General features: G+C 62.3%; 26 protein-coding genes and 1 tRNA gene. 15 read left to right on the forward strand and 12 right to left on the reverse strand.

What is annotated here, in order from left to right:
- Nucleotides 1-17: 17 nt before the first annotated feature.
- Complete coding sequence (locus KQ296_RS08795) at nucleotides 18-1,523, reverse strand: sodium/glutamate symporter (protein WP_083833655.1); 1,506 nt, start codon at nucleotides 1,521-1,523, stop codon at nucleotides 18-20.
- Between the two features lie 14 nt (nucleotides 1,524-1,537).
- Here KQ296_RS08795 and mtnA point away from each other — a divergent pair, with 14 nt between their 5' ends.
- Nucleotides 1,538-2,650 (forward strand): S-methyl-5-thioribose-1-phosphate isomerase, encoded by a 1,113-nt coding sequence (gene mtnA, locus KQ296_RS08800; RefSeq protein WP_011934032.1) that lies wholly within the window; start codon nucleotides 1,538-1,540, stop codon nucleotides 2,648-2,650.
- The gene (locus KQ296_RS08805; protein WP_011934031.1) at nucleotides 2,637-3,311 is read left to right on the forward strand and encodes a class II aldolase/adducin family protein; all 675 of its coding nucleotides are present in this window, start codon (nucleotides 2,637-2,639) and stop codon (nucleotides 3,309-3,311) included. The genes mtnA and KQ296_RS08805 overlap by 14 nt, the downstream gene beginning before the upstream one ends.
- On the opposite strand, the gene KQ296_RS08810 is transcribed toward KQ296_RS08805, so the two are convergent.
- Nucleotides 3,305-5,233 (reverse strand): prolyl oligopeptidase family serine peptidase, encoded by a 1,929-nt coding sequence (locus tag KQ296_RS08810; RefSeq protein ID WP_011934030.1) that lies wholly within the window; start codon nucleotides 5,231-5,233, stop codon nucleotides 3,305-3,307. The genes KQ296_RS08805 and KQ296_RS08810 overlap by 7 nt on opposite strands.
- Nucleotides 5,234-5,296: 63 nt before the next feature.
- Between KQ296_RS08810 and def the strand changes: the two genes are divergently transcribed.
- From def to rpsU, 4 genes are read left to right on the forward strand one after another with little or no spacing between them, the layout of a single operon-like run.
- On the forward strand, nucleotides 5,297-5,902 hold the full coding sequence (def, locus tag KQ296_RS08815) for a peptide deformylase (protein ID WP_011934029.1): 606 nt from the start codon (nucleotides 5,297-5,299) through the stop codon (nucleotides 5,900-5,902).
- A gap of 4 nt (nucleotides 5,903-5,906) precedes the next feature.
- Nucleotides 5,907-6,104: a hypothetical protein gene (locus KQ296_RS08820; RefSeq protein ID WP_011934028.1), complete on the forward strand. Its 198-nt coding sequence runs from the start codon at nucleotides 5,907-5,909 to the stop codon at nucleotides 6,102-6,104.
- Nucleotides 6,105-6,162: 58 nt separating this feature from the next.
- Nucleotides 6,163-6,735 (forward strand): DUF3747 domain-containing protein, encoded by a 573-nt coding sequence (locus tag KQ296_RS08825; protein ID WP_011934027.1) that lies wholly within the window; start codon nucleotides 6,163-6,165, stop codon nucleotides 6,733-6,735.
- A gap of 44 nt (nucleotides 6,736-6,779) precedes the next feature.
- Nucleotides 6,780-6,950, forward strand: coding sequence for a 30S ribosomal protein S21 (rpsU, locus tag KQ296_RS08830; protein ID WP_006043142.1), 171 nt, complete (start codon nucleotides 6,780-6,782; stop codon nucleotides 6,948-6,950).
- 215 nt (nucleotides 6,951-7,165) lie between these two features.
- Here rpsU and KQ296_RS08835 read toward each other — a convergent pair whose 3' ends face one another.
- Nucleotides 7,166-8,743: a YifB family Mg chelatase-like AAA ATPase gene (locus tag KQ296_RS08835; protein WP_011934026.1), complete on the reverse strand. Its 1,578-nt coding sequence runs from the start codon at nucleotides 8,741-8,743 to the stop codon at nucleotides 7,166-7,168.
- Nucleotides 8,744-8,813: 70 nt separating this feature from the next.
- Between KQ296_RS08835 and KQ296_RS08840 the strand changes: the two genes are divergently transcribed.
- From KQ296_RS08840 to KQ296_RS08850, 3 genes are read left to right on the forward strand one after another with little or no spacing between them, the layout of a single operon-like run.
- On the forward strand, nucleotides 8,814-9,155 hold the full coding sequence (locus tag KQ296_RS08840; RefSeq protein ID WP_011934025.1) for a histidine triad nucleotide-binding protein: 342 nt from the start codon (nucleotides 8,814-8,816) through the stop codon (nucleotides 9,153-9,155).
- Nucleotides 9,156-9,180: 25 nt separating this feature from the next.
- A complete protein-coding gene (locus tag KQ296_RS08845; RefSeq protein WP_011934024.1) occupies nucleotides 9,181-11,178 on the forward strand; it encodes an ABC transporter ATP-binding protein/permease in 1,998 nt (665 codons plus the stop codon).
- A gap of 8 nt (nucleotides 11,179-11,186) precedes the next feature.
- Nucleotides 11,187-11,390, forward strand: coding sequence for a chlorophyll a/b-binding protein (locus tag KQ296_RS08850; protein ID WP_011934023.1), 204 nt, complete (start codon nucleotides 11,187-11,189; stop codon nucleotides 11,388-11,390).
- Here the strand turns inward: KQ296_RS08850 and KQ296_RS08855 are convergent, their stop codons facing one another.
- The 4 genes from KQ296_RS08855 to psbX all read right to left on the reverse strand — a co-directional run bounded on the left by KQ296_RS08855 (nucleotide 11,391) and on the right by psbX (nucleotide 13,551).
- Nucleotides 11,391-11,807 (reverse strand): hypothetical protein, encoded by a 417-nt coding sequence (locus KQ296_RS08855; protein ID WP_255486200.1) that lies wholly within the window; start codon nucleotides 11,805-11,807, stop codon nucleotides 11,391-11,393.
- 71 nt (nucleotides 11,808-11,878) lie between these two features.
- Entirely contained in the window at nucleotides 11,879-12,379 is a 501-nt protein-coding gene (locus KQ296_RS08860) for a hypothetical protein (RefSeq protein ID WP_011934021.1), read from the reverse strand.
- Between the two features lie 23 nt (nucleotides 12,380-12,402).
- Nucleotides 12,403-13,347: a Ycf66 family protein gene (locus KQ296_RS08865; RefSeq protein ID WP_011934020.1), complete on the reverse strand. Its 945-nt coding sequence runs from the start codon at nucleotides 13,345-13,347 to the stop codon at nucleotides 12,403-12,405.
- Between the two features lie 81 nt (nucleotides 13,348-13,428).
- Complete coding sequence (gene psbX, locus KQ296_RS08870; RefSeq protein ID WP_006043150.1) at nucleotides 13,429-13,551, reverse strand: photosystem II reaction center X protein; 123 nt, start codon at nucleotides 13,549-13,551, stop codon at nucleotides 13,429-13,431.
- A gap of 97 nt (nucleotides 13,552-13,648) precedes the next feature.
- On the opposite strand from psbX, the gene KQ296_RS08875 reads away from it, so the two are divergent.
- Nucleotides 13,649-13,969, forward strand: coding sequence for a YggT family protein (locus KQ296_RS08875; protein WP_259726451.1), 321 nt, complete (start codon nucleotides 13,649-13,651; stop codon nucleotides 13,967-13,969).
- Nucleotides 13,970-13,996: 27 nt separating this feature from the next.
- Here the strand turns inward: KQ296_RS08875 and accC are convergent, their stop codons facing one another.
- Nucleotides 13,997-15,340, reverse strand: a complete 1,344-nt coding sequence (accC, locus tag KQ296_RS08880) for an acetyl-CoA carboxylase biotin carboxylase subunit (protein WP_011934018.1) — start codon at nucleotides 15,338-15,340, stop codon at nucleotides 13,997-13,999.
- Nucleotides 15,341-15,486: 146 nt separating this feature from the next.
- Between accC and KQ296_RS08885 the strand changes: the two genes are divergently transcribed.
- From KQ296_RS08885 to msrB, 3 genes are all read left to right on the forward strand, one after another.
- A tRNA-Leu gene (locus tag KQ296_RS08885) sits at nucleotides 15,487-15,568 on the forward strand.
- A 26-nt stretch (nucleotides 15,569-15,594) separates the two neighbouring features.
- Nucleotides 15,595-16,881, forward strand: a complete 1,287-nt coding sequence (locus KQ296_RS08890) for a glycosyl transferase (protein ID WP_011934017.1) — start codon at nucleotides 15,595-15,597, stop codon at nucleotides 16,879-16,881.
- 25 nt (nucleotides 16,882-16,906) lie between these two features.
- Nucleotides 16,907-17,320: a peptide-methionine (R)-S-oxide reductase MsrB gene (gene msrB, locus KQ296_RS08895; protein WP_011934016.1), complete on the forward strand. Its 414-nt coding sequence runs from the start codon at nucleotides 16,907-16,909 to the stop codon at nucleotides 17,318-17,320.
- Between the two features lie 30 nt (nucleotides 17,321-17,350).
- Here the strand turns inward: msrB and KQ296_RS08900 are convergent, their stop codons facing one another.
- The 3 genes from KQ296_RS08900 to KQ296_RS08910 all read right to left on the reverse strand — a co-directional run bounded on the left by KQ296_RS08900 (nucleotide 17,351) and on the right by KQ296_RS08910 (nucleotide 22,626).
- The gene (locus tag KQ296_RS08900) at nucleotides 17,351-18,496 is read right to left on the reverse strand and encodes a PRC-barrel domain-containing protein (protein ID WP_011934015.1); all 1,146 of its coding nucleotides are present in this window, start codon (nucleotides 18,494-18,496) and stop codon (nucleotides 17,351-17,353) included.
- Nucleotides 18,497-18,556: 60 nt separating this feature from the next.
- The gene (gene smc / locus KQ296_RS08905) at nucleotides 18,557-22,108 is read right to left on the reverse strand and encodes a chromosome segregation protein SMC (RefSeq protein ID WP_399240862.1); all 3,552 of its coding nucleotides are present in this window, start codon (nucleotides 22,106-22,108) and stop codon (nucleotides 18,557-18,559) included.
- 131 nt (nucleotides 22,109-22,239) lie between these two features.
- A complete protein-coding gene (locus KQ296_RS08910) occupies nucleotides 22,240-22,626 on the reverse strand; it encodes a hypothetical protein (RefSeq protein WP_041428681.1) in 387 nt (128 codons plus the stop codon).
- Between the two features lie 54 nt (nucleotides 22,627-22,680).
- Here KQ296_RS08910 and KQ296_RS08915 point away from each other — a divergent pair, with 54 nt between their 5' ends.
- The gene (locus tag KQ296_RS08915; RefSeq protein WP_041428951.1) at nucleotides 22,681-23,121 is read left to right on the forward strand and encodes a hypothetical protein; all 441 of its coding nucleotides are present in this window, start codon (nucleotides 22,681-22,683) and stop codon (nucleotides 23,119-23,121) included.
- Nucleotides 23,118-23,516: a phage holin family protein gene (locus tag KQ296_RS08920; protein WP_011934011.1), complete on the forward strand. Its 399-nt coding sequence runs from the start codon at nucleotides 23,118-23,120 to the stop codon at nucleotides 23,514-23,516. Before KQ296_RS08915 ends, KQ296_RS08920 begins: the two co-directional genes overlap by 4 nt.
- Before the next feature lie 3 nt (nucleotides 23,517-23,519).
- Here the strand turns inward: KQ296_RS08920 and KQ296_RS08925 are convergent, their stop codons facing one another.
- Nucleotides 23,520-24,692 (reverse strand): class I SAM-dependent RNA methyltransferase, encoded by a 1,173-nt coding sequence (locus KQ296_RS08925; RefSeq protein ID WP_011934010.1) that lies wholly within the window; start codon nucleotides 24,690-24,692, stop codon nucleotides 23,520-23,522.
- Nucleotides 24,693-24,960 lie beyond the last annotated feature (268 nt).

Consider the following 24,960-nt stretch of genomic DNA (forward strand, 5'->3'; position numbering starts at 1 on the left):
GTAGGGGATCCCGACCGTCAGCTCCGTTGGCGCTGTCGCCCGAGGCGCAGACCCAGCAGCAACGCGGCCAGGGTGAGCAGCAGAGCCACCACGCTGAAGCGGGGCAACCCCCAACTCACGATCAGCAAGGGGGAGAGGGCCGTCACCAGCCCGCCACCGAGAAAGGGCTCAAACAGCAACTGTTTGAAGGAAAACGCCTCCATGGCGCGGCTGCGTCCGAACGGGTCGGCCATGCGCAGCAGCAGCAATCCCGTGGCCGTGACCCCCGTGCCCTGCCCGAAGTCGGCAATGCCCCGCTCAAACCAGTGGTCGCTGAAGATGCGAGGGGCCAACCAGAGGAATGCACAGACATTCCAGGTGAGACCAGCTGCAGCGAGCAGCGCGAAGGGAAGCCAGTTTTCCTCCAGAAGCGGCAGGTTGAGGCTGGCCATGGCAGCGGTGATCAGCAGATCCATCGCCAGGGAGCCGATGCTGGCCTGGGCCACGGGTGACACCAGGCGGGTCTGGCGACTGCGCTGCAGAAGAATCTGAACGATCAAGCCCCCCACCATCGCCAGGGGAAAGACGGGAATCGCGGCCAAGAGCTTTGCTGTGCCCTCGCCTCCAGTCAATCCACCAAGCTGGGTGAGTCCAGCTTTGAGCAGGATTCCCAGGCCGACAGCGCCGCCGGCCAGCGCAACGTTCACCGTGAGCGCATCGATGGTCATCGACTCCGCTTGGTCTGACTCCACGGTTCCGGCAGCCGTCTCCAGGGCGAGTCGTTCATCCGCCGACATCGGGTCGCCGTCCCCTGTTCGCATCAGTGGGGTGGCGGAGGCGCTGCTGCCGGCTTCGCTGTCTCCTCGGGACAGCCAGTGGCGACTGCGACCGATTACCACCAGGGTGCTGCCGAGCAGCACGGCGGTCAGAACGCCCACTGTGGCCATGGCCAGACCCAGGGTTTCTCCAGAGGGCAGCCCTAGCTCTGTGAAGGTGGGGCCCATGCCGGCGGCGGTGCCGTGGCCCCCCTCGAAGCCCACTTCAATCAAGGCGGCCATCAGCGGGTCAGTGCCAAACAGGGGCTGGAGCACCGCCAGCACCAGCAGCGCTCCCACCAGGTACTGGCCAAATCCCAGCACCATGCCAAACGCTGTCTGCCCGGCGGCCCGGTTCCAGATCACCTTTGGGCTGGGCAGTTGTTGTCCCAGGAACAAGGTGGCGAATACCAGGGAGATCAGCACGCCGGGGGTTTGACTCCACACCCTGTAGACCGCATCAGGGAACACCGACCAGGGTCCGAAAGGGCCAACCAGCAACCCCAGAAGGCCTGCGACCAGGGCCTCGGGAATCCCCAGTGCCCGCAGCCAGCGCAGCCTCTGGCGCAGGGCCATCCCCGCCAGCAGCAGCAGGCTCAGGCCGGCAAAGGCCACCAGCACGTCAAAAAGCTTGAGCCCCATAACGGTTGCGTGAGTGCCGGCAGGTTGCCATCCCGGTGGCACCGTTGGTTCATGGGAGTGACCGGCCAGGCAGATTGGCTGGGTCACCCATTGCGCATCAAATGAACATTGATGGCCAGGCCTGGCGCACCATCGGGCTTGAACCAGGCGGTCGCTCGGTGTGGGTGATCGACCAAACCAAGCTCCCCCATCAGTTTCAAACCCTCACCCTCAGCACTTGTGCAGAGGCGGCCGAGGCCATTCGCACGATGGTGGTTCGTGGCGCTCCGCTCATTGGGGTGACCGGCGCCTATGGGTTGATGTTGGCTTTGCAGGTTGATCCCGCGGATGCGGCACTGGCAGCAGCGTTTGACCAGCTCAACGCCACCAGACCCACGGCGGTGAATCTGCGCTGGGCCTTGGAGCGCGTGCGCGACCGGGTGCGGCCCCTGCCGCCGGAGCAACGGGCTGCCGCCGCCAGGGAGGAAGCGGGTTTGATCGCCGAGGAGGACGTGGCCATGTGTGCGGCCATCGGCGACCATGGCCTCGAGATCTTCCAGCGGCTGGCGGCCGCTCGCCCCAAGGAACGCCAGGGGATGCCCTTCCAAGTGCTGACCCACTGCAACGCTGGCTGGCTGGCCACCGTGGACTGGGGAACTGCTTTGGCTCCCATCTACAAGGCCCATCGCGCTGGACTCAACATCCATGTGTGGGTGGATGAAACCCGTCCCCGCAATCAAGGGGCTTCCCTCACCGCCTATGAGCTGGGGCGGGAGGGGGTGCCGCATACGGTGATCGTCGACAACGCCGGCGGCCACCTCATGCAGCACGGTGAGGTGGATGCGGTGATCGTCGGCACCGACCGCACCACGCGCCGCGGTGATGTCTGCAACAAGATCGGCACCTATCTCAAGGCCCTGGCTGCTTACGACAACGGCGTGCCGTTTTACGTGGCACTGCCTGCATCCACGATCGACTGGAGCCTGGATGACGGTGTGGCTGAGATCCCGATTGAAGCGCGGTCGGCCGAGGAGGTGACCCACATCCAGGGGCGGGTGGTGGAGGGAGCCGCCGCTGGCTCACTGGTGCCGGTGCAGCTCACTCCCGATGGCAGTGAGGGGTTTAATCCCGCCTTTGATGTCACCCCGGCTCGGCTGGTGACGGCTCTGATTACCGATCGGGGTGTGGCAGAGGCCAGTGAGGACGGTTTGCGGGGGCTCTATGGCCCGAGCTGAGTGTCTCGGCAACGATGACGTTCTGCGGCAGCAACTCGTTGCGGTGGCGCGTCGCCTGAATGGCTCTGGTCTCAACCAAGGCACATCGGGAAACCTGTCTGTCCGCATCGACGGCGGACTGCTGGTGACTCCCAGCTCATTGCCCTACGAGCAGATGACAACCGGGGATCTGGTGGCACTGGATCTGAGCGGCCAGCCGCTGCAGTCGGGGCAGCGCCGTCCATCCTCCGAGTGGCGGTTGCATGCGGATGTGCTCGCCTCCCGTCCTGAGGCGCAAGCCGTGCTCCACTGCCATCCGGTGCATGCCACTGCCCTGGCTTGCCATGACCGGCCGATTCCCGCGTTTCACTACATGGTGGCGGTGGCCGGTGGGGATGACATCCGCTGCGCTCCCTACGCCACGTTTGGCACCGCAGCCTTGTCGGCACATGTGGTGAGAGCGCTTGTCGAGCGGCAGGCCTGTTTGATGGCCAGGCACGGGCTGGTCACGCTGGGCTCGGATCTTGAGGCTGCCCTGCGCATTGCCGTGGAGGTGGAAACCCTGGCGAAGATGTACCTGCAGGCCCTGCAATTGGGGGAGCCTCCCCTGCTCGATGCAGAGCAGATGGAGGCTGTGCATGCCCAGTTCAAAGGTCTGCATTACGGCCAGCAGGATCAGTGAGGGTGGGGCTCGAGTCCGAGGTGTTGGCGGAAGAAGGCTTCCGTTGCTTCGAGCACATCCACCTGCACGGCACTGTCGCGGAAGCCATGCCCTTCCTCGGCGTAGGTGCGCACCTCCACAGGGATGCCGTTGCGGCGCAGGGCCTCAGCCATCCGTTCCGTTTGCTCCGGCACCACCACCTTGTCCTGCAGACCCTGAAAGAAGATCACCGGGCAACGGATGCGATCGGCGTGGTGCAGGGGTGAACGCTCCTCATAGCGCTGGCGGTCCTGCGGCCATGCACCCACCAGAGCATCGAGATAGCGGGCTTCGAAGCGGTGGGTCTCGGAGGCCAGCGCCAAGAGGTCGCTGACCGCGTAACGGCAGGCTCCCACCTGGAACACATCGGTGAAGCAGAGGCAGGCCAGGGTGGTGAAGCCGCCGGCACTTCCCCCTTCGATGGCGATCCGCTGCGGGTGCGCATCTCCGTTCGCGATCACAGCCTTCGCTGCTGCGGCGCAGTCCTGCACATCCACGACGCCCCATTCACCGTTCAGCCGCTCGCGGTAAGCCCGCCCAAAGCCAGTAGAGCCCCCGTAATTCACATCCACCACGCCCCAGCCTCGGCTGGTCCAGAACTGAATGCCGAGGCTGAGGCCGCGGCGGGCCATCGCGGTGGGACCGCTGTGGCTTTTCACCAGCAGGGGCGTGTTCGGTGAGGCGCCGCCGCGGGGTGGGTAGTACCAGGCGTGGGTGCGCCGACCGGCTGCTCCCGCGAACCAGAGGGGTTCGGCGATGCTGATGCTCTCCGGCTCCAACACCGGGGCTGAAGCCGGCGTATGGCTCCAGCGTCCACTGGCGATGTGCAGTTCCAGCAGCCCCTGCCCGGTTGTGCTGTTGCTGGCGATCGCTACAGCACGGCCTGCGTCGGCATGCAGCTCCGCAAGGTCGTCGAAGGGTTGGTCCACCATGCGGATCGAGCCATCGGCGCTGAGCCGCTTCAATTGCCAACGGCCTTCAGCGCACACAGCGGCAATCAGCTGTTCCCCATCCCAGGCTGTGGTGCTCATGCCGAACACCCATTGCGGCATGGCCGTCTCGGCCTGCATGGGCCAGAGCCGTTCCCATCGCTGGGACGGGTCTCCGGGATCCTGGTGTTGCATCAGATTCCACCAGCCACCAGCGTCCTCCGCAACGATCAGCTGGCCGTCAGGAAGCCAAAGCGGCTGGAAGATGGATGTTGGACGCTCAGCGTCGGGTGTGCTGCCTGCCAGCGTGCCAACGCTGCCGAGATCACCATGGGCGTTGATGGGAGCCCAGTGCAGTGCGGCGGCTTCCCAGGGCATGGCGGGTTGTTGCCACTCCACCCAAGCCAGCTGGTCGCCATCAGGGCTGATGGCGGGGTATCCCGCGAAATCCGCCGCTGTGTGCAGCACAACCGGCGTCTGATCCAAGCGGTCGATCGCCACCTGCACGAGGACGTCCCGCCCGGCGTGCTCCATCACGCCGATCCAGCGGTTTCGCTTCGCATCGATCACACCACCGCCCAGCAGACCCTCGCCAGGGGCCGTCAGACGCCGGGCAGGTCCGTTCGCCACCACGGTTTGTGGGTCTCCGTCAGCCAGTCCGCCCCAGGACCGGGCCCAGAGACAGCCATCGCTGTCATCGATCCAGGTCAGCAGGAGGCCATGGTCATCCAGGGCTGCCGCGCTGGCGCCACCGCCGTATTCGTGGACCCGGCAACGCAGGTTGCAGGGGGCTGGGGTGAGTTCCTTGGGCGTTTGCTCAGGGCGTCCCCAAGGCCGCAACAGCGCAGTGGTGCGGCCCTTGTCCTGGGGGCGCTGTTCGAGCCACAGCAGCCAGTCGCCAAGAACCCTGGGTGCTTTGAGGGAGGGTTGCTTTCCGAGGGCTTGACGGGCGGAGAGGGGCTGGCGGGTGGCCATGGCGCGCGATCCGACGGTTGAGGGGACTGCCTAAGATCAGCACAGCAGATTGCAGGACAGGTCTTGGCCAGGAGCTTTGCCCAATTAGCACGATCAGCTGAGAAGGCAGGGTCTCCGGTGGCCGTGCCCAAAGAGCCTCTGGACACCGCACCTCTGCAGATTCACACCCTTGGAGATGATGTTCTGCGGCTGGATGCCAGACGCATCGGCAAGGTGGATGAAACCGTGCGCGATCTGGCCCGCGACATGTTGCGCAGCATGTATACAGCCCGTGGCATCGGTCTTGCGGCTCCCCAGGTGGGTGTGCACCAGCAGCTGCTCGTGATTGATCTGGATCCGGAAACAGCCAGCTCGCCCCCGCTCGTGCTCATCAATCCCGAGATCACCTCGGCCAGTGCAAGCCTCGAGACCTATGAGGAAGGCTGCCTCAGCATCCCGGGGGTTTATCTGGATGTGGTGCGCCCCAGCGCGGTGCAGGTGAGTTTCCGCGATGAAATGGGGCGGCCGAGAACCATGAAGGCTGATGGCCTGATGGCCCGCTGCATCCAGCATGAAATGGACCACCTCACCGGTGTGCTGTTTGTTGACCGTGTGACCGATGCCGGAGGGTTGACCAAGGAACTGAAAGACCATGGCTTTCAGCCCAATGACGTTCGCTCTCTGGCCTGACGCTATGCCGATGAAACCTCTTGCCGGCCTCTTCCTGGCCCTGGCTTGCGTGCTGGGAATTGCTGCTACCGGTTGCGTGTTTGAGCTGGCCTATGGCGATCCAGACCTTGGCGTGCGTGTCACACGTTTGATTCTCGGGGTGAGCCTCCCGGCCACCATCGGGTCACTTCTTGTTGCGATTCGGATCAACAAACCGGCCTGAACCAGGCGGCTGATCCAGCGCAGGACTTTTACCATCCAGACACATCACCTTGTTCCGAATGGCCCGTTTGCGGATCGTTACTGCCGTTCTCACTGCCACGGTGGCGACCGGCCTGACTTCCCCGGTCAGGGCTCAAGGGTCCTTGTTCACCGCGGCTGAGGTGGATCAAACGAAGTTTGTGATGGTGTCGGCACCGATCGGCAGTGGATCCAGTGCTCAGCTCAATATCTATGAGCAACGCACCAATGCCAGGCCCTGTTTCGAGATGTCGGGGAGCGCACCGGCTGTGGTGAATCCGATGCTGGCCACCTTTGACTTCACGGGGATCTGCAATCGGTACATCGATGGCAATGGTTATTCCTTGCGCATCGGAGGCGATGACCTGGGCACCCGTTACCGGCTGTCGGTGATCAAGTCGGCGGACGATGTGCAGCTGATGGCCGTTCCAACCCGGAATCCTTCCCAGCCCACCTATCTGATCGCGAAGGCAGGGGGACCAGGCAATGACTTCATTCAGTTGGTTCTCGAGCCTGGCTGGCGCCTTATGCGTCGTCAGTACGGGAAGCGCACCCTGGGTCATCTGTACGTGTACAGGGATGCGGCTCCGGCAGCGGACGCAGAAACACCCTGACCATGGCTTGCTAAGTTGATCAGCTGGATATCCCTGCAGATTGCATGACTCAGGTCACGGTCGGAGAAAACGAAGGCATCGAATCAGCCCTGCGTCGCTTTAAGCGCCAGGTCTCCAAGGCCGGCATCTTCGCTGATCTCAAGCGTCTGCGTCACCACGAAACGCCCATCGAGAAGTACAAGCGCAAGGCTCAGCAGCGCCGCCGCCGTCGCTGAGTTCGCTGTCCGGAAAACCGGTACTTCAACCTGTTGGCACCACCTCACGTTCCGTTGAAACTGAAGGGAGAACGTGAGGTCAACACCATGGGCCAGAAGCTTGAACAATTCCGTTGCTGGGTCGCTGAAACCCTTGTCCATGCCATGGGGAACCCCAGCGAAGAGAGGCTGACGCAACCTCCTGCCATTGGAACGCAGCCTTATCGAGATCGTCCTCACGCTGCGCGGTGAGAGACAGGTGCAGATCCCTCTTGGATCTGTTCGTCGAAACTTCGAAAACAGAGGGCTGTTGCAAGGTGCTCCACGGTTACATCCCTTTCACCGGCAAGATCGGCAATCGTGCGTGACACCTTCAACAGCTTCAGGCCGCTGCGCAGGCTGAGGCGTCGCACGCTCATCACCTGCTCCCAGGAGGTGAGCGTGTCTGACTGAAACGCTCCATGGCGTCTGAGATCTGCTGGGGAGAGGTCGCGATTGCTGCATCCCTCTGGATTGCGTTGCTGCATCTGTCGGCGTGCCATCTCGATCGTGGTGTGCATCGTCTCCCTTGCAATCGCACCGCGGCGTTCTTCGATCATTTGGCGCAGGGAGTCCGCTGCCGGAGCTTCCAGACGCAGCTGCAGATCGATCCGATCGAGCAACGGACCCGACATCCGGCGCCAATAGCGCTTCACTTGGGATTCGCTGCAGCGGCAGCGGGAATCCCCATTCCAGCCACAGGGGCATGGGTTGGTGGCGGCAACCAGGGTGACCTTGCATGGGAAGGCACAACGCACCCGGGCGCGGCTCAGCATCAGCACCCCCGCTTCGAGCGGTTGCCGCAACTGATCGAGCACGGCACGAGGAAACTCCCCGAGCTCATCGAGAAACAGCACGCCTCCATGGGCGAGGCTCAGCTCACCGGGTTTGGGATTCGCGCCTCCACCCAGTAATGCGGCGGCTGAGGCGCTGTGGTGCGGAGCCCGGAACGGCCGTTGGCGCATCAAGCCCTCTCTCCTGCCAGGCAACCCTGCGATCGAATGCAGCCGGGTGATCTCGAGAGCCTCAGCATCGTCGAGAGGTGGCAGCAGGCCTGGCAATTGCTGCGCAAGCAGGGTCTTGCCGCACCCTGGAGGACCCACCATCAACAGGTGATGGCCTCCTGCAGCCGCGAGGGCCAGTCCCTGGCGGGCCAGATGCTGGGCCGGCAGATTCAGAGGTGCTGGTGCCGCGGATCGCTTTGCAGCAGCGCATGGATCTCTTGGGGTTTGGTGTTGGGGCCGTGCCGGGGTCTGCACCAAGTCGCCAGCGCGGAGGAGGTTCACCAGATCCTTCAGCGATGCCGCTGCTGTCACCTTCAGGCCCTTGACCAGGGAGGCCTCTGCTGCATCTTCGGCGGCGACCAGCAGGCCCCGTGCTCCCTGGGATTTGGCTAAGCAGGCAATGGCAAGGATGCCGCGACAAGGCCGCAGGCGACCGTCGAGGCCGAGTTCGCCTGCGCTCCAGAGGTCTTGCAGGCAGGGTGAATCCAGTTGACCGCTCGCGATGAGCAGGCCGAGGGCAATGGGCAGATCAAAGCAAGGACCTTCCTTGCGTAGATCTGCCGGCGCCAGATTCACCACCACTTTCACGAGGGGGCCACGGAAGCCGCTGTTGCGCAGGGCCGAGCGCACCCGTTCTCTGGACTCCTGGATGGCTGTGTCAGCCAGCCCCACCAAATGCAGGCCTGGAAGGCCAGGGGCCAGGTCCACCTCCACGGTGACCGGGCGGGCGTCGATTCCAAGCAGCGAGGCGCTGAGGCAACGTGCAAGCATTCATGGTTGAAACGGTTCAGGGATCCAATGCCCAGTCCGTCGCATGCCTTTCTCCAACGAGCCCAGCGCCATGGCCGAGGACACGATTTTTGCCCGCATCCTGCGGGGTGAGATTCCCTGTGATGAGGTCTACAGCGACGATCGCTGCCTCGCCTTTCGGGATGTTGCCCCCCAAGCGCCGGTTCACGTGTTGGTGATTCCCCGTGAACCCATTCCAAGCCTTCGTGAAGCCAGTGATCAGCACGCTGCTCTACTTGGTCACCTTCTCCTGGTGGCTGCGCAGGTGGCGAAACAGGAGGGACTGGAGGATTGGCGCACCGTGATCAACACAGGCGCGGGTGCCGGCCAGACCGTGTTTCACCTGCACGTGCATGTGATTGGTGGTCGTCCGCTGGCCTGGCCCCCCGGTTGAAGCTGAATCAGGCGAGAATTGCTTCATGACATCTCTTAGTCCTGTGAGGACCGGATCGTTTCGGTCGCTTCGGCAGCAACTCAGCAAGTTGCGACATCTGGCCCAGCCGTTTTTCCTCCCGCTCAATCAAGCGAATGGCTGGCAGTTTGTATGGCTGCTGGTTTCCCTTCTGTTTTGTGTCGGTGGCATTGTCCTCGCGCTTCTCACAGGACTTCTCAACGTTCTTGAGCGTTGGCAACCAGTTCTGACCGAAAATTATTTCGGCGGTGTCGCTGACACCATCACCGACATCTGGTCGTCTTGGTGGGGAGGTGCATTTGTTGCCTTATTTGTTCTTGGGGTTGCAAGTTTTACGGCTTTTCGTAACCAACTCAAGCAGCGTCGCTGGTTGCACTGGTTGCTGTTGGCCGCGATTGTGCTGATGCTCCTGGCGGTGAACGGGATCAACGCGGGGATTGGTTTTATCGCTCGAGACCTGACCAATGCGCTGGTCAAGCAGCAGGAGGATAATTTTTATCGAATCTTGATTATTTATGCCTGTTGTTTCGTTGTCGCTCTACCCATCAGGGTCTCTCAAATCTTCTTTACTTTCAAGCTTGGCATTATTTGGAGAGACTGGTTAACACGCGCTCTCATCAGCGATTACATGAGTAATCGTGCCTATTACGTGTTGAACCCTAATGACGAACAGGCGACTGATGTTGATAATCCTGACCAGAGGATCACAGAAGATACGCGTGCCTTTACAGCACAGAGTCTGGCCTTCACGATTGGAATTTTTGACGCCCTTCTCACATTCTTCCTGAATATTTTGATTTTGTTGGGAATCAGTAGAGAGCTAACAGTAGGTTTGTTTGTGTATGCGGCTTTCTCAACAACCTTGCTGGTGATTGCTGGCCGAAAGCTCGTGGCCTTGCAGTTTGATCAGCTGCGTTACGAGGCTGACTTCCGTTACGGGCTCGTTCACATCAGGAACAACGCTGAATCGATTGCTTTCTACGCCGGTGAAGCTCCTGAGGCCCAGGAAACCAAGCGCAGGCTCGGCGAGGTTGTGCGCAATTTCAATTTCATCATCAACTGGCAGGTTGTGATCGATGTGATGCGACGCTCCACGAACTATTCCGGCGTCTTTTTCCCCTATCTCATCCTGGCGCCGGCGATTTTCTCGGGTCAAACAGACTACGGAAGTTTTGTGCAGGCCAACTTCGCCTTCAATATGGTTGAGGGTTCTCTTCTGTTTGTTGTGAATCAAATTGAGGAGCTCGCTAAGTTCACCGCCGGCATTACCCGTCTGGAAGGGTTTCAGTCGAAAGTTGAGCAGGTTGCCGCTGCGCCTGCGGCTGATGAACGCCAGCTTGTTCGTGCTGGAGGAGGGATTGTGATTTCGAATGCAGATCTCTATACCCCGAAAGCCAGGATTCCCGTGATCCGTGACCTTAACCTCACAGTGAGTGAAGAAGACCGCGTCCTGGTGGTGGGTCCCTCTGGATGCGGGAAAACCTCGTTGATGCGGATGATCAGCGGATTGTGGACTCCCAGTACTGGGTCTGTTGAGCGTCCTGCAACTGGCGATCTCCTGTTCATTCCCCAGAAGCCTTATCTGCTTTTGGGCTCACTGAGAGAACAGCTTTGTTATCCGAGTGACCAAGACTTTTTCAGCGATTCTCAGTTGAAAAGTGTTATGGAAAAAGTGAATCTTCCACAGCTTGTTGCGAGATATCCTGATCTTGATGTCAAGCAGGATTGGCAGAGAATTCTTTCTCTGGGTGAGCAGCAACGCCTGGCATTTGCACGATTGCTTCTGAATTCACCCCGCTATGTGGTTCTTGATGAGGCGACCAGTGCCCTTGATGTGAAAACGGAGCGGTTGCTCTATGAGCTTCTGTTGGAGCGTGATGTGTCCTTTATTAGCGTTGGCCACCGCCCATCGCTAACGCGTTTTCACTCCAGTGTGCTGGAGTTGTACGGCAACGGTGACTGGCGCCTTGTTGCGGCTTCCAACTATCAACCTGAACTCGCCTGACTGCTCTGATGACGTCTGATTCCACCAACGCATCCAACGCCAGCCCGGATCTCACCCCTTCAGCCACCACAACCGATGTACCAGCGTTTGGTTGGAGCGGCTATGCGGAACGGGTGAACGGCCGTTTCGCCATGGTGGGTTTCGTGGCGCTTCTGATTGTGGAAGCCATCAGCCATGACACCTTTCTGCACTGGGCTGGTTTCCTGCGCTGATCAAGGGAGTCGGATCACATCCACATCCCAGCGCCCCTCGCGACTCACCTGAACGGCCAAGCGCCTGCCCTCTCCATCCAGACTCACTTCCCTGGGGACACCTGATGGTTCAACGGGCAATCGCTGAAGCGCTCCAGCATCGCGTCTGTAGAGCATCAGCTCTGTGCGTCCCTCCCGGGTGCGGATAAACGCAATGCGTTTGCCATTGCCGCTCACGCTTGCGCTCACCGGCTGACTGCCTGCTTGATTGAGGCCAGGCAGAGGGACCGGTTGGCGGGTGCGCAGATCCACCAGCTCAATGCGTTCTCGCCCATTTCGGCTGGCAATCGACACCAGCCACTGCTGCCCCAAGGCTGGCTGTCTGCGACTGTCTGCACTGCGTCGCAGGGCGGAATTCAAGCCCGGTTGCGGACGCATGCCGGACCCGGCGCATCCTGAGATGCACAGTCCCAGCACTGACGCCAGGATCACCGGTTCTCGCCATCCCTTCAAGGGTCCTGCATGGTTGTGGTTTCGCGGCGCCCGCCCGCACGATCCGCTTCAAGCAGTTCACTGAGGTTGAACACTTCAACCTGCCAGCGCCCCTGCTCAGCCGTCTGCACGGCCAGTTCGCGTGCATCGGGTGCCAGGCTGAGGGTCACAGGATCACGGCCTGCTGGAAGACGCAGTGGATGTGCTCGGCCCGTGAGTCGATCTTCAATCAGTACGAGTCGTCGATTTCCTCGTTGAATCACAGCGGCGAGGTAGCGGCCGTTCCAACTCAGCGATGGTGAGCTGTGAGGCTGATGGCGCGAGAAGTGGCGCAGTTGCAACGGCTGCCCGCTCTTGAGATCCCTCAGTTGCACGGTCGGGCGCCCGCGTTGGTCAGCGATCACAGCGAGTTTGCTGCCATCGCCACTGAGGCTGGGTTGCTGTTGTTGGGCTGATAGAAGCCCGCTCGGTGCCCGCCGGCTTCTGCCGCTGCAGCCGGCTGTGCTCAAACCAGCCACGAGGACCAGCAGGATTAGGCGTTTCAGTCGTCGAACCGGGAGCTGTTGTCCCGTGGGCGAGAACTGCGGGGCGGAGTGCGATCAGCACCCTCAGTGCGAGCCGCGGTCGGTCCTGCAGGCCTCCGCGCTGGTGGAGTTGAGCGCTCGCTCGGGGTGTAAGCCGCATCTTCCGCCTGTTGGCGCAGGGGTGAACCTTGGGGGATGCCGGCTTGGGATCGGCCCACTGGCCTGCTTCCCTGAGTCCGTTGGCTCGGAGCACCGCTCCGTTCCGTTTGTGCAGACGTTTCGGAAGAGCGGCTGGATGCTGGGCTGGGTCTGCTGCCGCGGCGCTGGTCTTCGCGTTGGCTGCGCCGATCGCCGAAGCTCGGGCCAGAACGGCGGGGTTCATCGTCACGGTTGCCGAACCGCGCCATGCGTCGCTCCCGCTCACTATCGCCGGTCCAATCGCTGGATGCCTCGTTGCGGCCACGTCTGCGGCTGGCTGCCTCTTCGGGGATGGCAGCGCGGGGGTTGCGGCGCGGACGGTAGAAGTCCTGGTCGTCCGCTTGCGCCTCATCAAACTCCTGGCCTGCAAACCGGCGCCTCAGGGGCTGAGGTTCGTCAAAGCGGTCATAGGCGTCGTCGTAGCCCCCCCGCAGGCCTCCGGCGGGAACGCGGCTCGGGGGCTCATCGTCGAAATAAGCCGAACGTTTGGCTTGTTCCGCTGAGATTCCGCGCAGGCGAACGCTTTCGTAGGCAAAAAAGACCGTGGTGCCAGCGAGCAGGAACTGTCCGAACTGGAGAATCGGATCAAGTCGCCATCCTTGGAAAAACAGGATGCCGCCGCAGAGCAAGCCGATAGCAGCAAAAAAAACGTCGTAATCGCGGGCGAGTGCCGGCTTGAAGCTGCGCATGAAGTACAGCATTGCGCCGCCAACGGCCAGCACGATTCCAACGATGCTGGCCCAGTTGAGGCTGGCGTTAACCACGTTGAGTCCCCCGGGAAACGGTTGTTAGCCCTGAATGAAAGCAGCGCTAACCCTTCAAGTTTACGAAGCGCGCCAGAGCAATCAGAGTTTGCGATCGACGCGGTCGGTTTGGCTCAGGAAAAAGAGGCCGATGGAGGCGGGAACCACCACGATCACTGCACCCCAAACCAGGCTGCTGAGGAAATTGGCGAGGGAGGGGGTCATAGCAAGCGCGCCGAGGCTGACGATCTGATCTGAAACGCAACGATCCTAGGGATCGCTGGCAGCTTTCTACGATGTCGCTCCGATTGCTTTGAGGTTTGTGACGCCGACCTTGCTTCAGGTGCTGACTTTCCTGAACCCGCTGTTGGGATTGCTGCTGGCGGCCTGGAGCCTGATGTTCCTGCTGCGCATCGTGCTCACCTGGTACCCCCAGGTGGATCTCAAGGCTGCACCCTGGGCGGTGATCGCCTTGCCCACTGAACCCGTGCTGGCGCTCACCCGTCGCGTGGTGTCTCCCATCGGTGGAGTGGATGTCACCCCTGTGATCTGGGTGGGCCTTGTCAGTCTGATCCGCGAACTGCTGGTGGGTCAGCAGGGGCTGTTCACGATGGTGTTAACGCGCGCTCAGGACATCGCCTGAACCGCGGTTGGATGCTCTGTTCCGCCGTCAGAGCATCTCCTGTTCGACGAATTTCGTGTGCACCTCACCCTGGAGAAACTCCGGCCGTTCGAGCATGCGCAAGTGGAAATCCACCGTGGTGGGTATTCCGGTAACGGCGCATTCGTTCAGGGCCCTGCGCATGCGGCTGATGGCCGCCTCGCGATCCGATCCCCACACGATCAGCTTGCCGATCAGTGAATCGTAAAAAGGTGGAATGTCGTAGCCGGTATACACGTGGCTGTCGACGCGCACGCCCGGTCCACCCGGAGGGAGCCATCCGGTGATGCGCCCTGGCGCCGGGCGGAAGTTATGGGATGCGTCCTCTGCATTGATCCGACATTCGATGGCATGGCCCCGCAATTCGATTTGGTCTTGCGACACGCTGATCGGCTCTCCGCCAGCAATGCGCAGTTGTTCCGCGATCAGGTCGATGCCCGTCACCATTTCCGTGACCGGATGTTCCACTTGAATGCGGGTGTTCATCTCCATGAAATAGAACCCACCGCTGCGATCCAGCAGGAATTCAACGGTGCCCGCACCCTCGTAGTTGATGCTGCGTGCTGCGGCGACGGCGGCTTCGCCCATGCGCATGCGCAGATCCTTGTCCAGAGCTGGACTCGGTGCTTCTTCCAGCAGTTTCTGGTGCCGGCGCTGAATCGAGCAGTCGCGTTCACCGAGGTGCACCACATTGCCGTGGCGGTCAGCGAGCACCTGGACCTCTACGTGGCGAGGCTTATCGATGAATTTCTCCATGTAGAGCCCCGGATTCCCGAAGGCCGCCTCGGCTTCCCCCTGGGCAGCCTTGTACAGAGTCTCCAGTTGGTCTGCTGACTGAACAAGCCGCATGCCCCGGCCGCCGCCGCCAGCGGTGGCTTTGATCATCACGGGATAGCCCATGGCCAAGGCCAGGTCGGCCGCTTCGTCTGGCCCAGACAGAAGACCCTCGCTCCCCGGCACGGTGGGAACGCCGACGGCCTGCATGGTGGTTTTGGCCGTGGACTTATCCCCCATGGAGCGGATCGCGTGGGGGGACGGGCCTACGAAGGTGATCCCGTGGTCTCTGCAAATTTCAGCAAAACGGTCGTTTTCGGCAAGAAAGCCGTAGCCGGGATGGATGGCATCGGCGCCTCGCGAGGTCGCCGCAGCCAAGATGTTGGGAATATCGAGATAACTGCGGTTGCTGGGCCCCTCGCCGACGCACACCGCTTCATCTGCCAGTTGCACGTGCAGGGCATTGCGATCAACGGTGCTGTAGACAGCGACCGTGGCGATCCCCAGTTCACGGCAGCTCCTCAGGATCCTTAGAGCGATTTCGCCGCGGTTGGCGATCAGCACCTTGCCGATTGTCATCCCGCAGTATCCAAGCCAGGGCGGATCGTATCAGCGGCCGGTCGGCGACACCTCGTTCCACCTTGAGGACGGGCTTGTGAAGAGGGGGTGAACCATGAGCCGGTATGATCGATCCTCGACAAGGCCCGAGCGGCTGCGTCGACCACGCGGATGTGGTGGAATTGGTAGACACGCACGTTTGAGGGGCGTGTGGCTTCGGCCTTGCGAGTTCAAGTCTCGCCATCCGCATTTCTCTTCTCCCTGATCTGTCGCGCGTGACGACAAGACCTACAGATCAGACGCTCTCCATCATCTTTGTTTCCAATGGTCCTGGGGAGCTCACCACCTGGGTGCGTCCCCTCGCTGAACAGCTGCACCGTCGCCTCTTGCTGCGGCCCAGGGCTCCTGCTTCACCGATCAGCCTTCACCTTGTGTTGGTTCCTTGCCCGAATGCCACAGGCACTGAGGCCGAGGCTGCAGCGCGCTGGGGACAGTTCGATCGCATCGTTCCGTCGCGACGCTTCTGGAGTTTGCTGCTGAATCCCAGACGCTATGGACCCTGGCCATCCCGGGGTGTTGTGGTGTTTCTGGGTGGCGATCAGTTCTGGACCGTGTTGTTGTCCGCCCGGCTTGGCTATCGCCACATCACCTATGCCGAATGGGTGGCTCGCTGGCCTCGCTGGAACGATCGGATTGCTGCGATGGCTCCTGCGGTGCTCGACCAGCTGCCCAGGCGTTTCCGCGCGCGCTGTCGTGTGGTCGGGGATTTGATGGCAGACCTGTCCGATGACGCCAAAGACAGAGATCCCCTGCCCAAAGGGCTCTGGGTGGCGCTGATGCCCGGATCAAAGCCTGCCAAGTTGCAGGTGGGTGTGCCGTTCCTTATGGAGGCTGCCGATCGTCTGGCGGCTCAACAGCCTGACTGCCAATTCCTGTTGCCTGTGGCCCCTACCACCAACCCAGAGGAGCTTTTGCGCTTCTCCGGTGCAACCAATCCGATCGCTTCCAGCTACCACGGAGGCATTCATGCTCTGTTGCCCGCGGATGAACACTGGCCATGGCGCCGCCTGTTGACCCACGCCGGCACGGTGATTCACCTGCAGGAAGATCCGCCTGCCCATGCTGCACTCAGCCAGTGTGCGCTCGCTCTGACCACCGTGGGAGCGAATACCGCTGAGCTCGGCGCTCTTGGGGTGCCGATGATCGTGCTGGTGCCAACGCAACATCTGGGGGTGATGCAGGCCTGGGATGGTTGGCTGGGTCTGCTCGCCCGACTTCCAGGACTGCGCAGACTGATCGGCCTTGTTCTCAGTGCCTGGCGCATGCGCAACCATGGCCTGTTGGCATGGCCGAATATTGCTGCCGGACGGATGGTGGTTCCCGAGCGCGTGGGACCGATCACGCCTGAGCAGATCGCCTTGGAGGCCCTGGAGTGGCTGCGGGCCCCGGAACGGCTGGAGGGCCAGCGCGAGGATCTGCGCCGATTGCGCGGTCAGCCCGGTGCCGTGGCGGCACTGGCCGACGAAGTGAGGGAGCTGCTCCCAAGAGCGCTTTCCGACTAGGGTCCGCGCCAATTGCCTCAACTTGATGTCCGGCTCCCTTCCCGCTGAAGGCGATCGCATGGAGCGCTCTCCCGAAGAATGGCGACAGCAGCTCACCCCAGAGCAATTTCAGGTTGCTCGGCAGGGGGGGACGGAACGCGCCTTTACCGGGGCTTATTGGAATCACAAGGACGACGGCACCTATCACTGCATCTGCTGCGATGCGCCGCTGTTCAGTTCGAGCACCAAGTTCGAGTCCGGAACCGGCTGGCCGAGTTTCTGGGATGGAGTGAACTCAGGGGCGATTCGCACCAAGGAGGATCGGACCCACGGCATGGTGCGCACTGAAATTCTCTGTGCCCGTTGTGATGCCCACCTCGGGCATGTGTTTCCGGATGGCCCAGCGCCTACAGGGCAGCGTTACTGCGTGAACAGCGCGTCGCTTCAGTTCAAGGGCTAAGACGACAGCTCAGCGCCTCAACCCTTTGATCTACCAAGGATCATCCATCGGTTCCCTCGGCGATCGGGGTTGAGGCTCTTGATCCATGGGCTCCACGTCCAGGGGTTCGCCGGGCCGCTCGATGGGCCGCCGTGATGCTGGCCGGGGTCGTCGATCGGGACGCGGCTGAGGTGGGGTTTCGTCAAATTGCGATGGCCGGCGGTCGAAGTCCCGGTCCTGATCAACGTCACGGGGCGGATCATTCCTGGGCTGCTCGTAGCGCTCTTGGGGTTCGTAGCGCTCTTCAGACTCGTAGCGCTCTTGAGGCTGGTAGCGCTCTTGGGGTTGGTAACGCTCTTGGGGTTCGTAGCGCCCAGATTCTTCCTCCAGGGGGAGTTCGTCGAGGTAGCGCCTGCGGCGAACTTCGTCCTGGCGGGGCTGCTCCAGCTCCACGTATTCCAGTTCGGCCTGATCCGCATCAAACCTCTGAGAGGAGGAGGCCTCGAGTTGCCTGGGAGTGTCTTCAGCGCTCTGGCCAGAGCTCAACTGATTCTCCACAGGCACCACGTTCACCCGGTAGCGCTCGCGTTCCTGCTCTTCCCAGCTGGGGCCACCAACGCCCAACTTTTCAAGAAAGCCACTGTTGAGCTGCTTGAGCTTGTCCTCAGCGCCCTCATACACAATGATTCGGTCAGCACCGCTGCTCACGATCTCTTCGACCGGGATCTCCCAGGTGCTGAGAACGCCTTCACCCAACAGGGGCACGCCCACGGCCCCTGTGACCAGGGTGGTGAGTTCTCCGGTTTCGATATCGAAGGAGAAGCCGAGAACCCTGCCGAGCTGCTGGCCTGACTCGGTGATCACCTGGCAGTTGATCACCCGGCTGTAGCGCTCAGGTGAAAAGGCTTCACTCAGAGAATCGGCTGAATCGACAAGGATCACGTCGCCCACCTGACGGATGCGATCGAGGGGCATCCAGCGGGGGAGCCCCGGAAGGAATCGGGTGAGGGGGTTGTCACGTAAACCGAGGGCGACGACCTCGCGGCCGTCAATGTCCACAATCACCTCACCCACCACCCCGAGGCGGCGCCCGGTGTCACGGGTGATCACCTGGGTGCCCATCAGCTCTGATCTCAGCCAGAGGCGATCACTGGGCACGTTGGCCAGGGGATCATTGGAAGACGACGACAAACTCAACCGCAGGCCTCAGCCGGAGGGATTTGCGCCATTTTGACGCAAGGAGCAGAAACCGGCCCGTCAGGCGGCATCCGGGAGGCCAATCACCTGGGTGTGAGCGCCCCGAGCCTGGGTCACACCAATGGTTCTGGTCGAGGCACCGATCATGGGCCTGCGGTGGCTCACCACAAGGAACTGGGCTTGTTCGGCCTGCCGGGCGATCAGCGCCGCCAAACGTTCCACATTCACCCCGTCCAGAAAACTGTCCACTTCATCAAGGGCGTAAAAGGGCGATGGCCTGAAGCGTTGCAGCGCAAACAGGAAGCTCAGTGCGGTGAGGGATTTCTCTCCGCCTGACATGGCTGCCAGACGACGCACGGCCTTGCCCTTGGGGTGGGCGACCAGGGTCAGACCTCCCTCGAGGGGGTCATCGGCATTGTCGAGTTGGAGCTTGCCGTCGCCATCGGAGAGGCTCGCGAAAATCTCGCGGAAATGACCATCCACCGCCTCGAAAGCCTCCATGAAGGCCTCCTGGCGGAGCGTGGCCACCGTTCCGATCCGAAGCAGCAGTTCTTCCCGTTCCTGGCTCAGCACATCCAGGCGTTCGCCGAGATCGCCAAGGCGTTGTTCGAGCTCCTGTAGCTCTTCCAGCGCCAGCATGTTCACTGGCTCGAGGGCCTCCATGCGCCGTTGCAGTTGCTGGAGTTGCTCTTGCAGGGCCTCCACTCCACCCTCACGAATGGCGTCGCTGATCTCCGGCAGCGGGTCTGGAAGGGAGGACTTCAGTTCCTCCAGGCGAAGGCTGCCGCTGCGCAACTGCTCCTCCAGGCTCACGCGTTCCTCACGCAACCGTTCGAGGTTCCAGCGCGCCTGCTGCAGCGCCTGGCGTAGCTCCGCAACGGCGGCCTCCGCTTCATCGCGGGCGCGACGTTCCTCGCCGAAGCGAGTCTGCAGCTCCTGCTGTTGCGCGTTGAGGGCATCGCGCCGCGTTTTCAGATCCTGCTGCTGCTGTTTCCAACGGCCATGGGTTTCGGCAAGGGTTTTCACCGCTTCCTGGAGGGATTGCTCCTCGCGCTCGACAGCCTGCAGCTGATCGGCCAAGCGCTGACCCGACATCTGCCGCTCCCGGTCCTGCTGCAGCAAGGTGTCGCGCTGACGGCGGGCCGTCTCCAGGGCTCCGTCGGCCTGTTCCAGGGTCTGTTGGAGGGCTTGCCAGCGCTCGGCGTCTGCGTTGCTTTCCTCCTTGGAGTCCTGCTGATCCAGTTGCTGGAGCTCGGTCTGCAGCGGCGTCAGCGCCGTTTCGATCTCCTGGAGCCGACGGCTCTCCTTGCTGCCTGTTTCCTGCAGCTCTTGAAGCCTGCGCTGGCGTTGCTGCAGCCGTTCCAGCAGGGGGCCGTGGGAGCGGCGCGCTGCTTGGCGTTCCGCCTCCAGGGCTGCCTGGCGTTGCTCAAGTTGGCGCAATCCGGGGCGCTGCTCCTCAAGTTGTGCCGATAAGCGTTGCTCTTCCCGGCAGCAGGCAGCCAGGGTTTCTCCAAGCTCCAGGAGGCGTTGGCGCAGGGGAGCCGCGTCGTCACCCTCGTTGCTGACGCCGAAGCTCAGGCCGCCGCTGCGCTGCCCCAGGCTTCCGCCGGTCATGGCTCCGCTCTTCTCCAGAAGCTCGCCGTCGAGGGTGACAGCGCGGGAGCGGCCCAGGACGCGGCGTGCACTGCCCAGGTCCGTGAACACCTGGGTGTCACCGAAGACGTAGGCGAACACGTCGCCGTAAATCGGTTCGTAGCGAATCAAATCGACGGCTCTGCCGATCAGGCCATCGGCGTTGCCGCCGTCCGGTCTGCGACCACGGGCCATGGCGGCGCCGCCGCCACCGCCGGGAGCCCGGATCTTGTTGAGTGGCAGAAAGGTGAGTCGTCCGGCTCTGCGGCTCTTGAGGAGATCGATGGCCCGTGCCGCGATGCGGTCGTTATCCACCACCACCTGGCCCATGCGCGCACCGGCCGCCACCTCGAGGGCCATGCGATGGCGGTCTTCCACCTCGCCGAGCTGGGCGACCGGCCCATGGATTCCCTCCAGTCCTGATTCGAGCAGAAGGCGCAGGGCTCCAGTGCCGCGGCTCTCCTGAAGGGCTTCACGCCGACTGTCCTGGCGTGCGATGTCCCGTTCGAGTCGGGTCTGCTCCTGTGCCAAACGGGTGCGGGTGCGCTGCTGAATCGCCAACGACTCAGCCAGCTGCTGCAGCTGCTCCTGTCCTGTACGGATCGTGTTGAGCAGGGCTTGCCATTCCTGTTCGAGTTGTGCCAGAAGCGTCTGCACCTTGTGGTCTTCTGCGCCGTCTTGATCCCGCTCCTGCTCCAGGTCGAGCCTGCGCTCTTCTGCTTGGCGCAGCCGCTCTTTGAGTTGCTGACGCTCTTCCTGCAGGGGGGCCAGGGAGACCTGCAATTGCTGGCGTCGGGAGCTGCGCTGGCGTTGCTCCTCAATCCAGGTGCCTGAACGGCCGGCCACTTCACCGAGCTGGCGTCGGGATCGCTCCACGGCGGCTTCTGCATCCCGGCAATCCTGTTCCGCCTGGGCGAGCCCGCTCGGATCAGCGCTGAGCCGAAGCGACTCCGATTCGGACTGGATCTGTCCTCTGCGTGCCTGGAGGTCATGGCGCACGGCCTGAAGCCGTTCCCCCTCCTGCTGGTGCTGCGCGGCCTGCCGCTCCAGTTCCCGGTTTTCGGGGTCGAGGCCAGCCAGCTCAGCCTGCACACCCAGCAACTGGTCTTCCCCCAGCGCCTTGACGTTGTCCTGAAGGGTTTTCAGCTTGGTGGCCGCTTCTTGCAGTGTTGTTTCCTGCTCCTCCAGGGCTTGGGAGTCGCGGGTGTCTTGATCACCGAGGTCTTGATGCCGCTGCTGCAGGCGGCGGCGCTCGGCCTGGGCGGCTTCGTAAGCCAAAACCAGCTCCTGCCGGCGACCCAGCTGGAGCTGTTCACGCAGCTCCTGATAGGCCCGAGCCTTGGCGCAATCCTTCTCCAGCCGCTGACGTGCGGCCAGAAGTTCCTGTTCCACGATCCGGCAGCGTTCCTGCCGTTCCTGTACGTCGTCGAGTTTTCTGCGGGTCTGTTCGATGCGGGTGTCGAACAAGGCCACCCCCGCCAATTCATCGATAAGGCCGCGGCGGTCCCGGTTGCTCATCGACACGATGCGGGTCACATCCCCCTGCATCACCACGTTGCTTCCCTCGGGGTCGATGCGAAGCCGTCGCAGCTGGGTTTGGAGCTGCTGCAGGTTGCAAGGGATTCCGTCGGCGCTGTAACTGCTGCTGTAGGAGCCGCCCGGCATCACCCGTAATTTGCGGGTCACCGTCCACTCGGTTTGATCAGGCCTGATCCAGGGACCTTCCTCTGGAGCCTCGATGCCCTCTTCGGCGGCATCGGGTTGCCAGTCCGAGAGGTCGAAGCGCACGCTCACCGTGGTTTCAGCAGACTTGCCAGCCTTGAGAACCCCGCTGTTCACAAGATCGGGCAAGCGATCGGCGCGCATGCCACGGCTGTTCGCGAGCCCGAGGCAGAACAGCACGCCATCAAGAATGTTGCTTTTGCCGGATCCATTCGGCCCGGTCACCACCGTGAAGCCCGGCTCCAGGGGGATGGTCATCGCCCCGCCGAAGGACTTGAAGTGCGTGAGCCCAACTTGATTGATATGAACCAACAGGGGGCACGGCTGTCAGCGCATTGAAATTAGCGAAGCCCTTGAAAAGCTCAAGCGTTGCGTACAGGTTGTTCACCTCAAGGCTGGCTGAGGCGGCACAGTCCTCCGATCAGGGAGAGACAGACTGGATCCGGCATCCCGATCGCCGCCATCCCTTCAAGGTCCAGGCTGAACGGCGTATCCGACGTCGCTGGAAGAGTGCCGCGGTAGTGCCCCCCCACCACCCGTCGCGCCCAACCCCGTCCTCCCGACACCGCTGCGGCCTCTCGATCGAGCCAGACCAGCCGGTGGGGGGGGAGCGGCGTGGCGCTCTGGCCAGGGCCGTTGAGGAGCGGGATCGTTTCCAGCCGCCAGCTGCGGCAACTGTCACCGTCTTCCAGCAGGAGGTCGAGGTGGCAACCCCGGGGATCATCCGGGGCGCCGAAATGCTCAAGCAGCACGTATCGGTGTGGATCGACGGGCATGGGTTTCATCCGCAGGACACCACCCCTACCCTGCAGGTGGCCACCAGGATCGCCATGGATTCAGCTCCATCCCCTGCCGAGTCGACTGCGGAACCCCAGGATCTGGCGCATCGCTTCAGAGATCGCTTTGAAACGCTCCTGCCTGAGATTCAGCGGCGCTGGCCGGAAGTGACCCATCAGGCTCTGGAAGCAACCCGCGGAAGCTTTGATGATGTGGTGCATCTGATTGCCACGCACTCCGATCGAGCCTCGATGACGGTGCGCCATCAGCTTGAGGAGCTGATGCATCAGGCCGGAGACCGGTCCCGCCATCTGGCTGACAGTCTTGAGCCCCTCGAAGAGCAACTTGAGCAGTTGCTGGATGATCTCAACCGCACCCTGCGGCCGAAAATCGAGAAGCCCCTGCGGGAGCGGCCTCTCCTGTCCGTGGCTGTGGCTGCTGGAATCGGGGTGTTGGTGGGTGCGTTGCTCAGCGGCGGTCGGCGGTCCTCATGAGCGAACTGCCGCGTTCCCAAGAGCCACGTCCGCGCGGGCTTGGCGCAGCCGCCAGGGTGACGGCGCTGGCGGGTTCCGTGATGGATCTGCATGTGCGCATTGCACTCCAAGAAGTGGATCGTGAAAAACGCCGCTTGATCAGTGGTGGCGTGTTTCTGGCCATGGGTGGCACCTTGATGCTGCTGGCCTTGGTGGCCGCAGAAGCCGCCCTGTTGGTTTGGGTGCTCGAGGCTTGGGAGTGGTCCCTGCTTCAAGCGTTACTCGGTTTGGCTGTGCTCAACCTGGTGGTGGCTGGCATCAGCCTGCGCGTGGGAGGGATGCTGGCCAAGGGCCCTTACCTGCCCCAGACCCTTGAGGGGCTGTCACGCACGACCCGCGCTGTTCTCGGCCGCTGAGCTTCAGCGCACGTCGTAGTGCAACCAGCGGCAGTCGATGCCGCCATTGCTGATCGGAATCCTGCGGGTGGCCTTCATGCGCAGGGCTCCAGTGAGCTGGGGGTTGCCGCTGAGCACCCACAGCGCCCATCCCGATGCGTGCTCTTTGGCGTAGCGGCCCAGATCGGAATAAAGACTCTCCAGATCGCTTCCCGCGCCGATGCGTTCGCCATAGGGCGGATTGCACACCAGCGTTCCAGGTCCCTGGGGCAGGGCGAAGTTGTGGAACGATCCCGTCTTGATCTCAACGCTGTGCTCCAGGCCTGCGGCCTGAACGTTGGCCCTGGCTTGATCGGCGATGCTGGAATCGGCTTCAAATCCTTGAATCAGAGGAAGTTTCCGCTCTCGGCATGCCCGGCCCTGAGCGCGTTGTCGTTCAGCGTTCCATTGATCCAGGTTGAAATCAGCCCAGCTTTCAAGAGCGAAGACACGATCGAGTCCTGCTGGAAGCTGCAACGCCATGGCTGCTGCTTCGATCAGCAGGGTGCCGGAACCGCAGAGAGGATCCACAAGGGGTGTTGTGCCATCCCAGCCGGAGAGTCGGATCAGACCAGCGGCCAGATTTTCCTTCAAGGGCGCCGCGCCCATGGCCGCGCGGTAACCGCGCCGGTGCAGGCTGCCGCCGGAGCCATCGAGGCTGAGTGTGGCTTCGCCGCGGTGCAGATGCAGGTGCAGGTTCAGATCGGGCTCTTCAAGGTCGATGGACGAGCGTTCTCCCCAAAGGTCCCGCTGCCGATCGATCACCGCATTTTTCACCTGAAGGGCCGTGAAATGGCTGTGGTTCAGGCCCGGGGCCGTGCCGGTGACATCCACCCGGAAGCTCATGGAGGGATGCAACCAGCGTTCCCAGTCGAGGGCCTGCTGGATGCCGTCGTAGAGGTCATCACGCCCATTGCAGCGGAAATGGCTCATTTCGCGCAGCAGGCGAAACGGCAATCGCGCCTGTAGATGCAGCCTGTAGAGGCAGGCCATGTCGGCTTCAAAAGACGCCGCACGGCGCAAGGGCTTCACCTCTTTGGCGCCAAGAGCACTGAGTTCGTCAGCACCGATGGCTTCGAGGCCCTGGGGCAGCACGGCGATGCAGGGCAGCCGTTTGGGTGGATGGCGGTGTTCCCTCCCCACGCTGCTGTGCTCCACGTCACCACTGCTGTCACAATGGCAGTGTCCGGATCTTCCGGACTAGGTGATCCACACCAGTGTTTCGGACAGCGGTTCGATTCCGCTCAGCTCCATTCCCCCTCTCCGGGGCTGCAATGGTTTCGACGGGGCATGAGGAGGGTGACTGAAGCCTGCTCGGTGAGAGCAAACCCGTAACTGCGAACAACATCGTTCGTTTCTCCCGTCAAGCAGCCCCTGTTGCTGCCTGACCCTTAGGGGAGATGGGGTGAAGTCAGCCTTATCACCC

Source organism: Synechococcus sp. CS-197 (assembly GCF_025128215.1).
GTDB lineage: Bacteria > Cyanobacteriota > Cyanobacteriia > PCC-6307 > Cyanobiaceae > Synechococcus_C.

Bases quoted from the DNA above. Each gene is read 5' to 3' on its own strand.
- mtnA (WP_011934032.1), top strand. From the start codon at position 1,538: ATGAACATTGATGGCCAGGCCTGGCGCACCATCGGGCTTGAACCAGGC.
- KQ296_RS08805 (WP_011934031.1), top strand. From the start codon at position 2,637: ATGGCCCGAGCTGAGTGTCTCGGCAACGATGACGTTCTGCGGCAGCAA.
- KQ296_RS08810 (WP_011934030.1), bottom strand. From the start codon at position 5,233: ATGGCCACCCGCCAGCCCCTCTCCGCCCGTCAAGCCCTCGGAAAGCAA.
- KQ296_RS08820 (WP_011934028.1), top strand. From the start codon at position 5,907: ATGCCGATGAAACCTCTTGCCGGCCTCTTCCTGGCCCTGGCTTGCGTG.
- KQ296_RS08825 (WP_011934027.1), top strand. From the start codon at position 6,163: ATGGCCCGTTTGCGGATCGTTACTGCCGTTCTCACTGCCACGGTGGCG.
- rpsU (WP_006043142.1), top strand. From the start codon at position 6,780: ATGACTCAGGTCACGGTCGGAGAAAACGAAGGCATCGAATCAGCCCTG.
- KQ296_RS08835 (WP_011934026.1), bottom strand. From the start codon at position 8,743: ATGCTTGCACGTTGCCTCAGCGCCTCGCTGCTTGGAATCGACGCCCGC.
- KQ296_RS08840 (WP_011934025.1), top strand. From the start codon at position 8,814: ATGGCCGAGGACACGATTTTTGCCCGCATCCTGCGGGGTGAGATTCCC.
- KQ296_RS08845 (WP_011934024.1), top strand. From the start codon at position 9,181: ATGACATCTCTTAGTCCTGTGAGGACCGGATCGTTTCGGTCGCTTCGG.
- KQ296_RS08850 (WP_011934023.1), top strand. From the start codon at position 11,187: ATGACGTCTGATTCCACCAACGCATCCAACGCCAGCCCGGATCTCACC.
- KQ296_RS08855 (WP_255486200.1), bottom strand. From the start codon at position 11,807: ATGCGTCCGCAACCGGGCTTGAATTCCGCCCTGCGACGCAGTGCAGAC.
- psbX (WP_006043150.1), bottom strand. From the start codon at position 13,551: ATGACCCCCTCCCTCGCCAATTTCCTCAGCAGCCTGGTTTGGGGTGCA.
- accC (WP_011934018.1), bottom strand. From the start codon at position 15,340: ATGACAATCGGCAAGGTGCTGATCGCCAACCGCGGCGAAATCGCTCTA.
- msrB (WP_011934016.1), top strand. From the start codon at position 16,907: ATGTCCGGCTCCCTTCCCGCTGAAGGCGATCGCATGGAGCGCTCTCCC.
- smc (WP_399240862.1), bottom strand. From the start codon at position 22,108: ATGACCATCCCCCTGGAGCCGGGCTTCACGGTGGTGACCGGGCCGAAT.
- KQ296_RS08910 (WP_041428681.1), bottom strand. From the start codon at position 22,626: ATGCCCGTCGATCCACACCGATACGTGCTGCTTGAGCATTTCGGCGCC.
- KQ296_RS08915 (WP_041428951.1), top strand. From the start codon at position 22,681: ATGGATTCAGCTCCATCCCCTGCCGAGTCGACTGCGGAACCCCAGGAT.
- KQ296_RS08920 (WP_011934011.1), top strand. From the start codon at position 23,118: ATGAGCGAACTGCCGCGTTCCCAAGAGCCACGTCCGCGCGGGCTTGGC.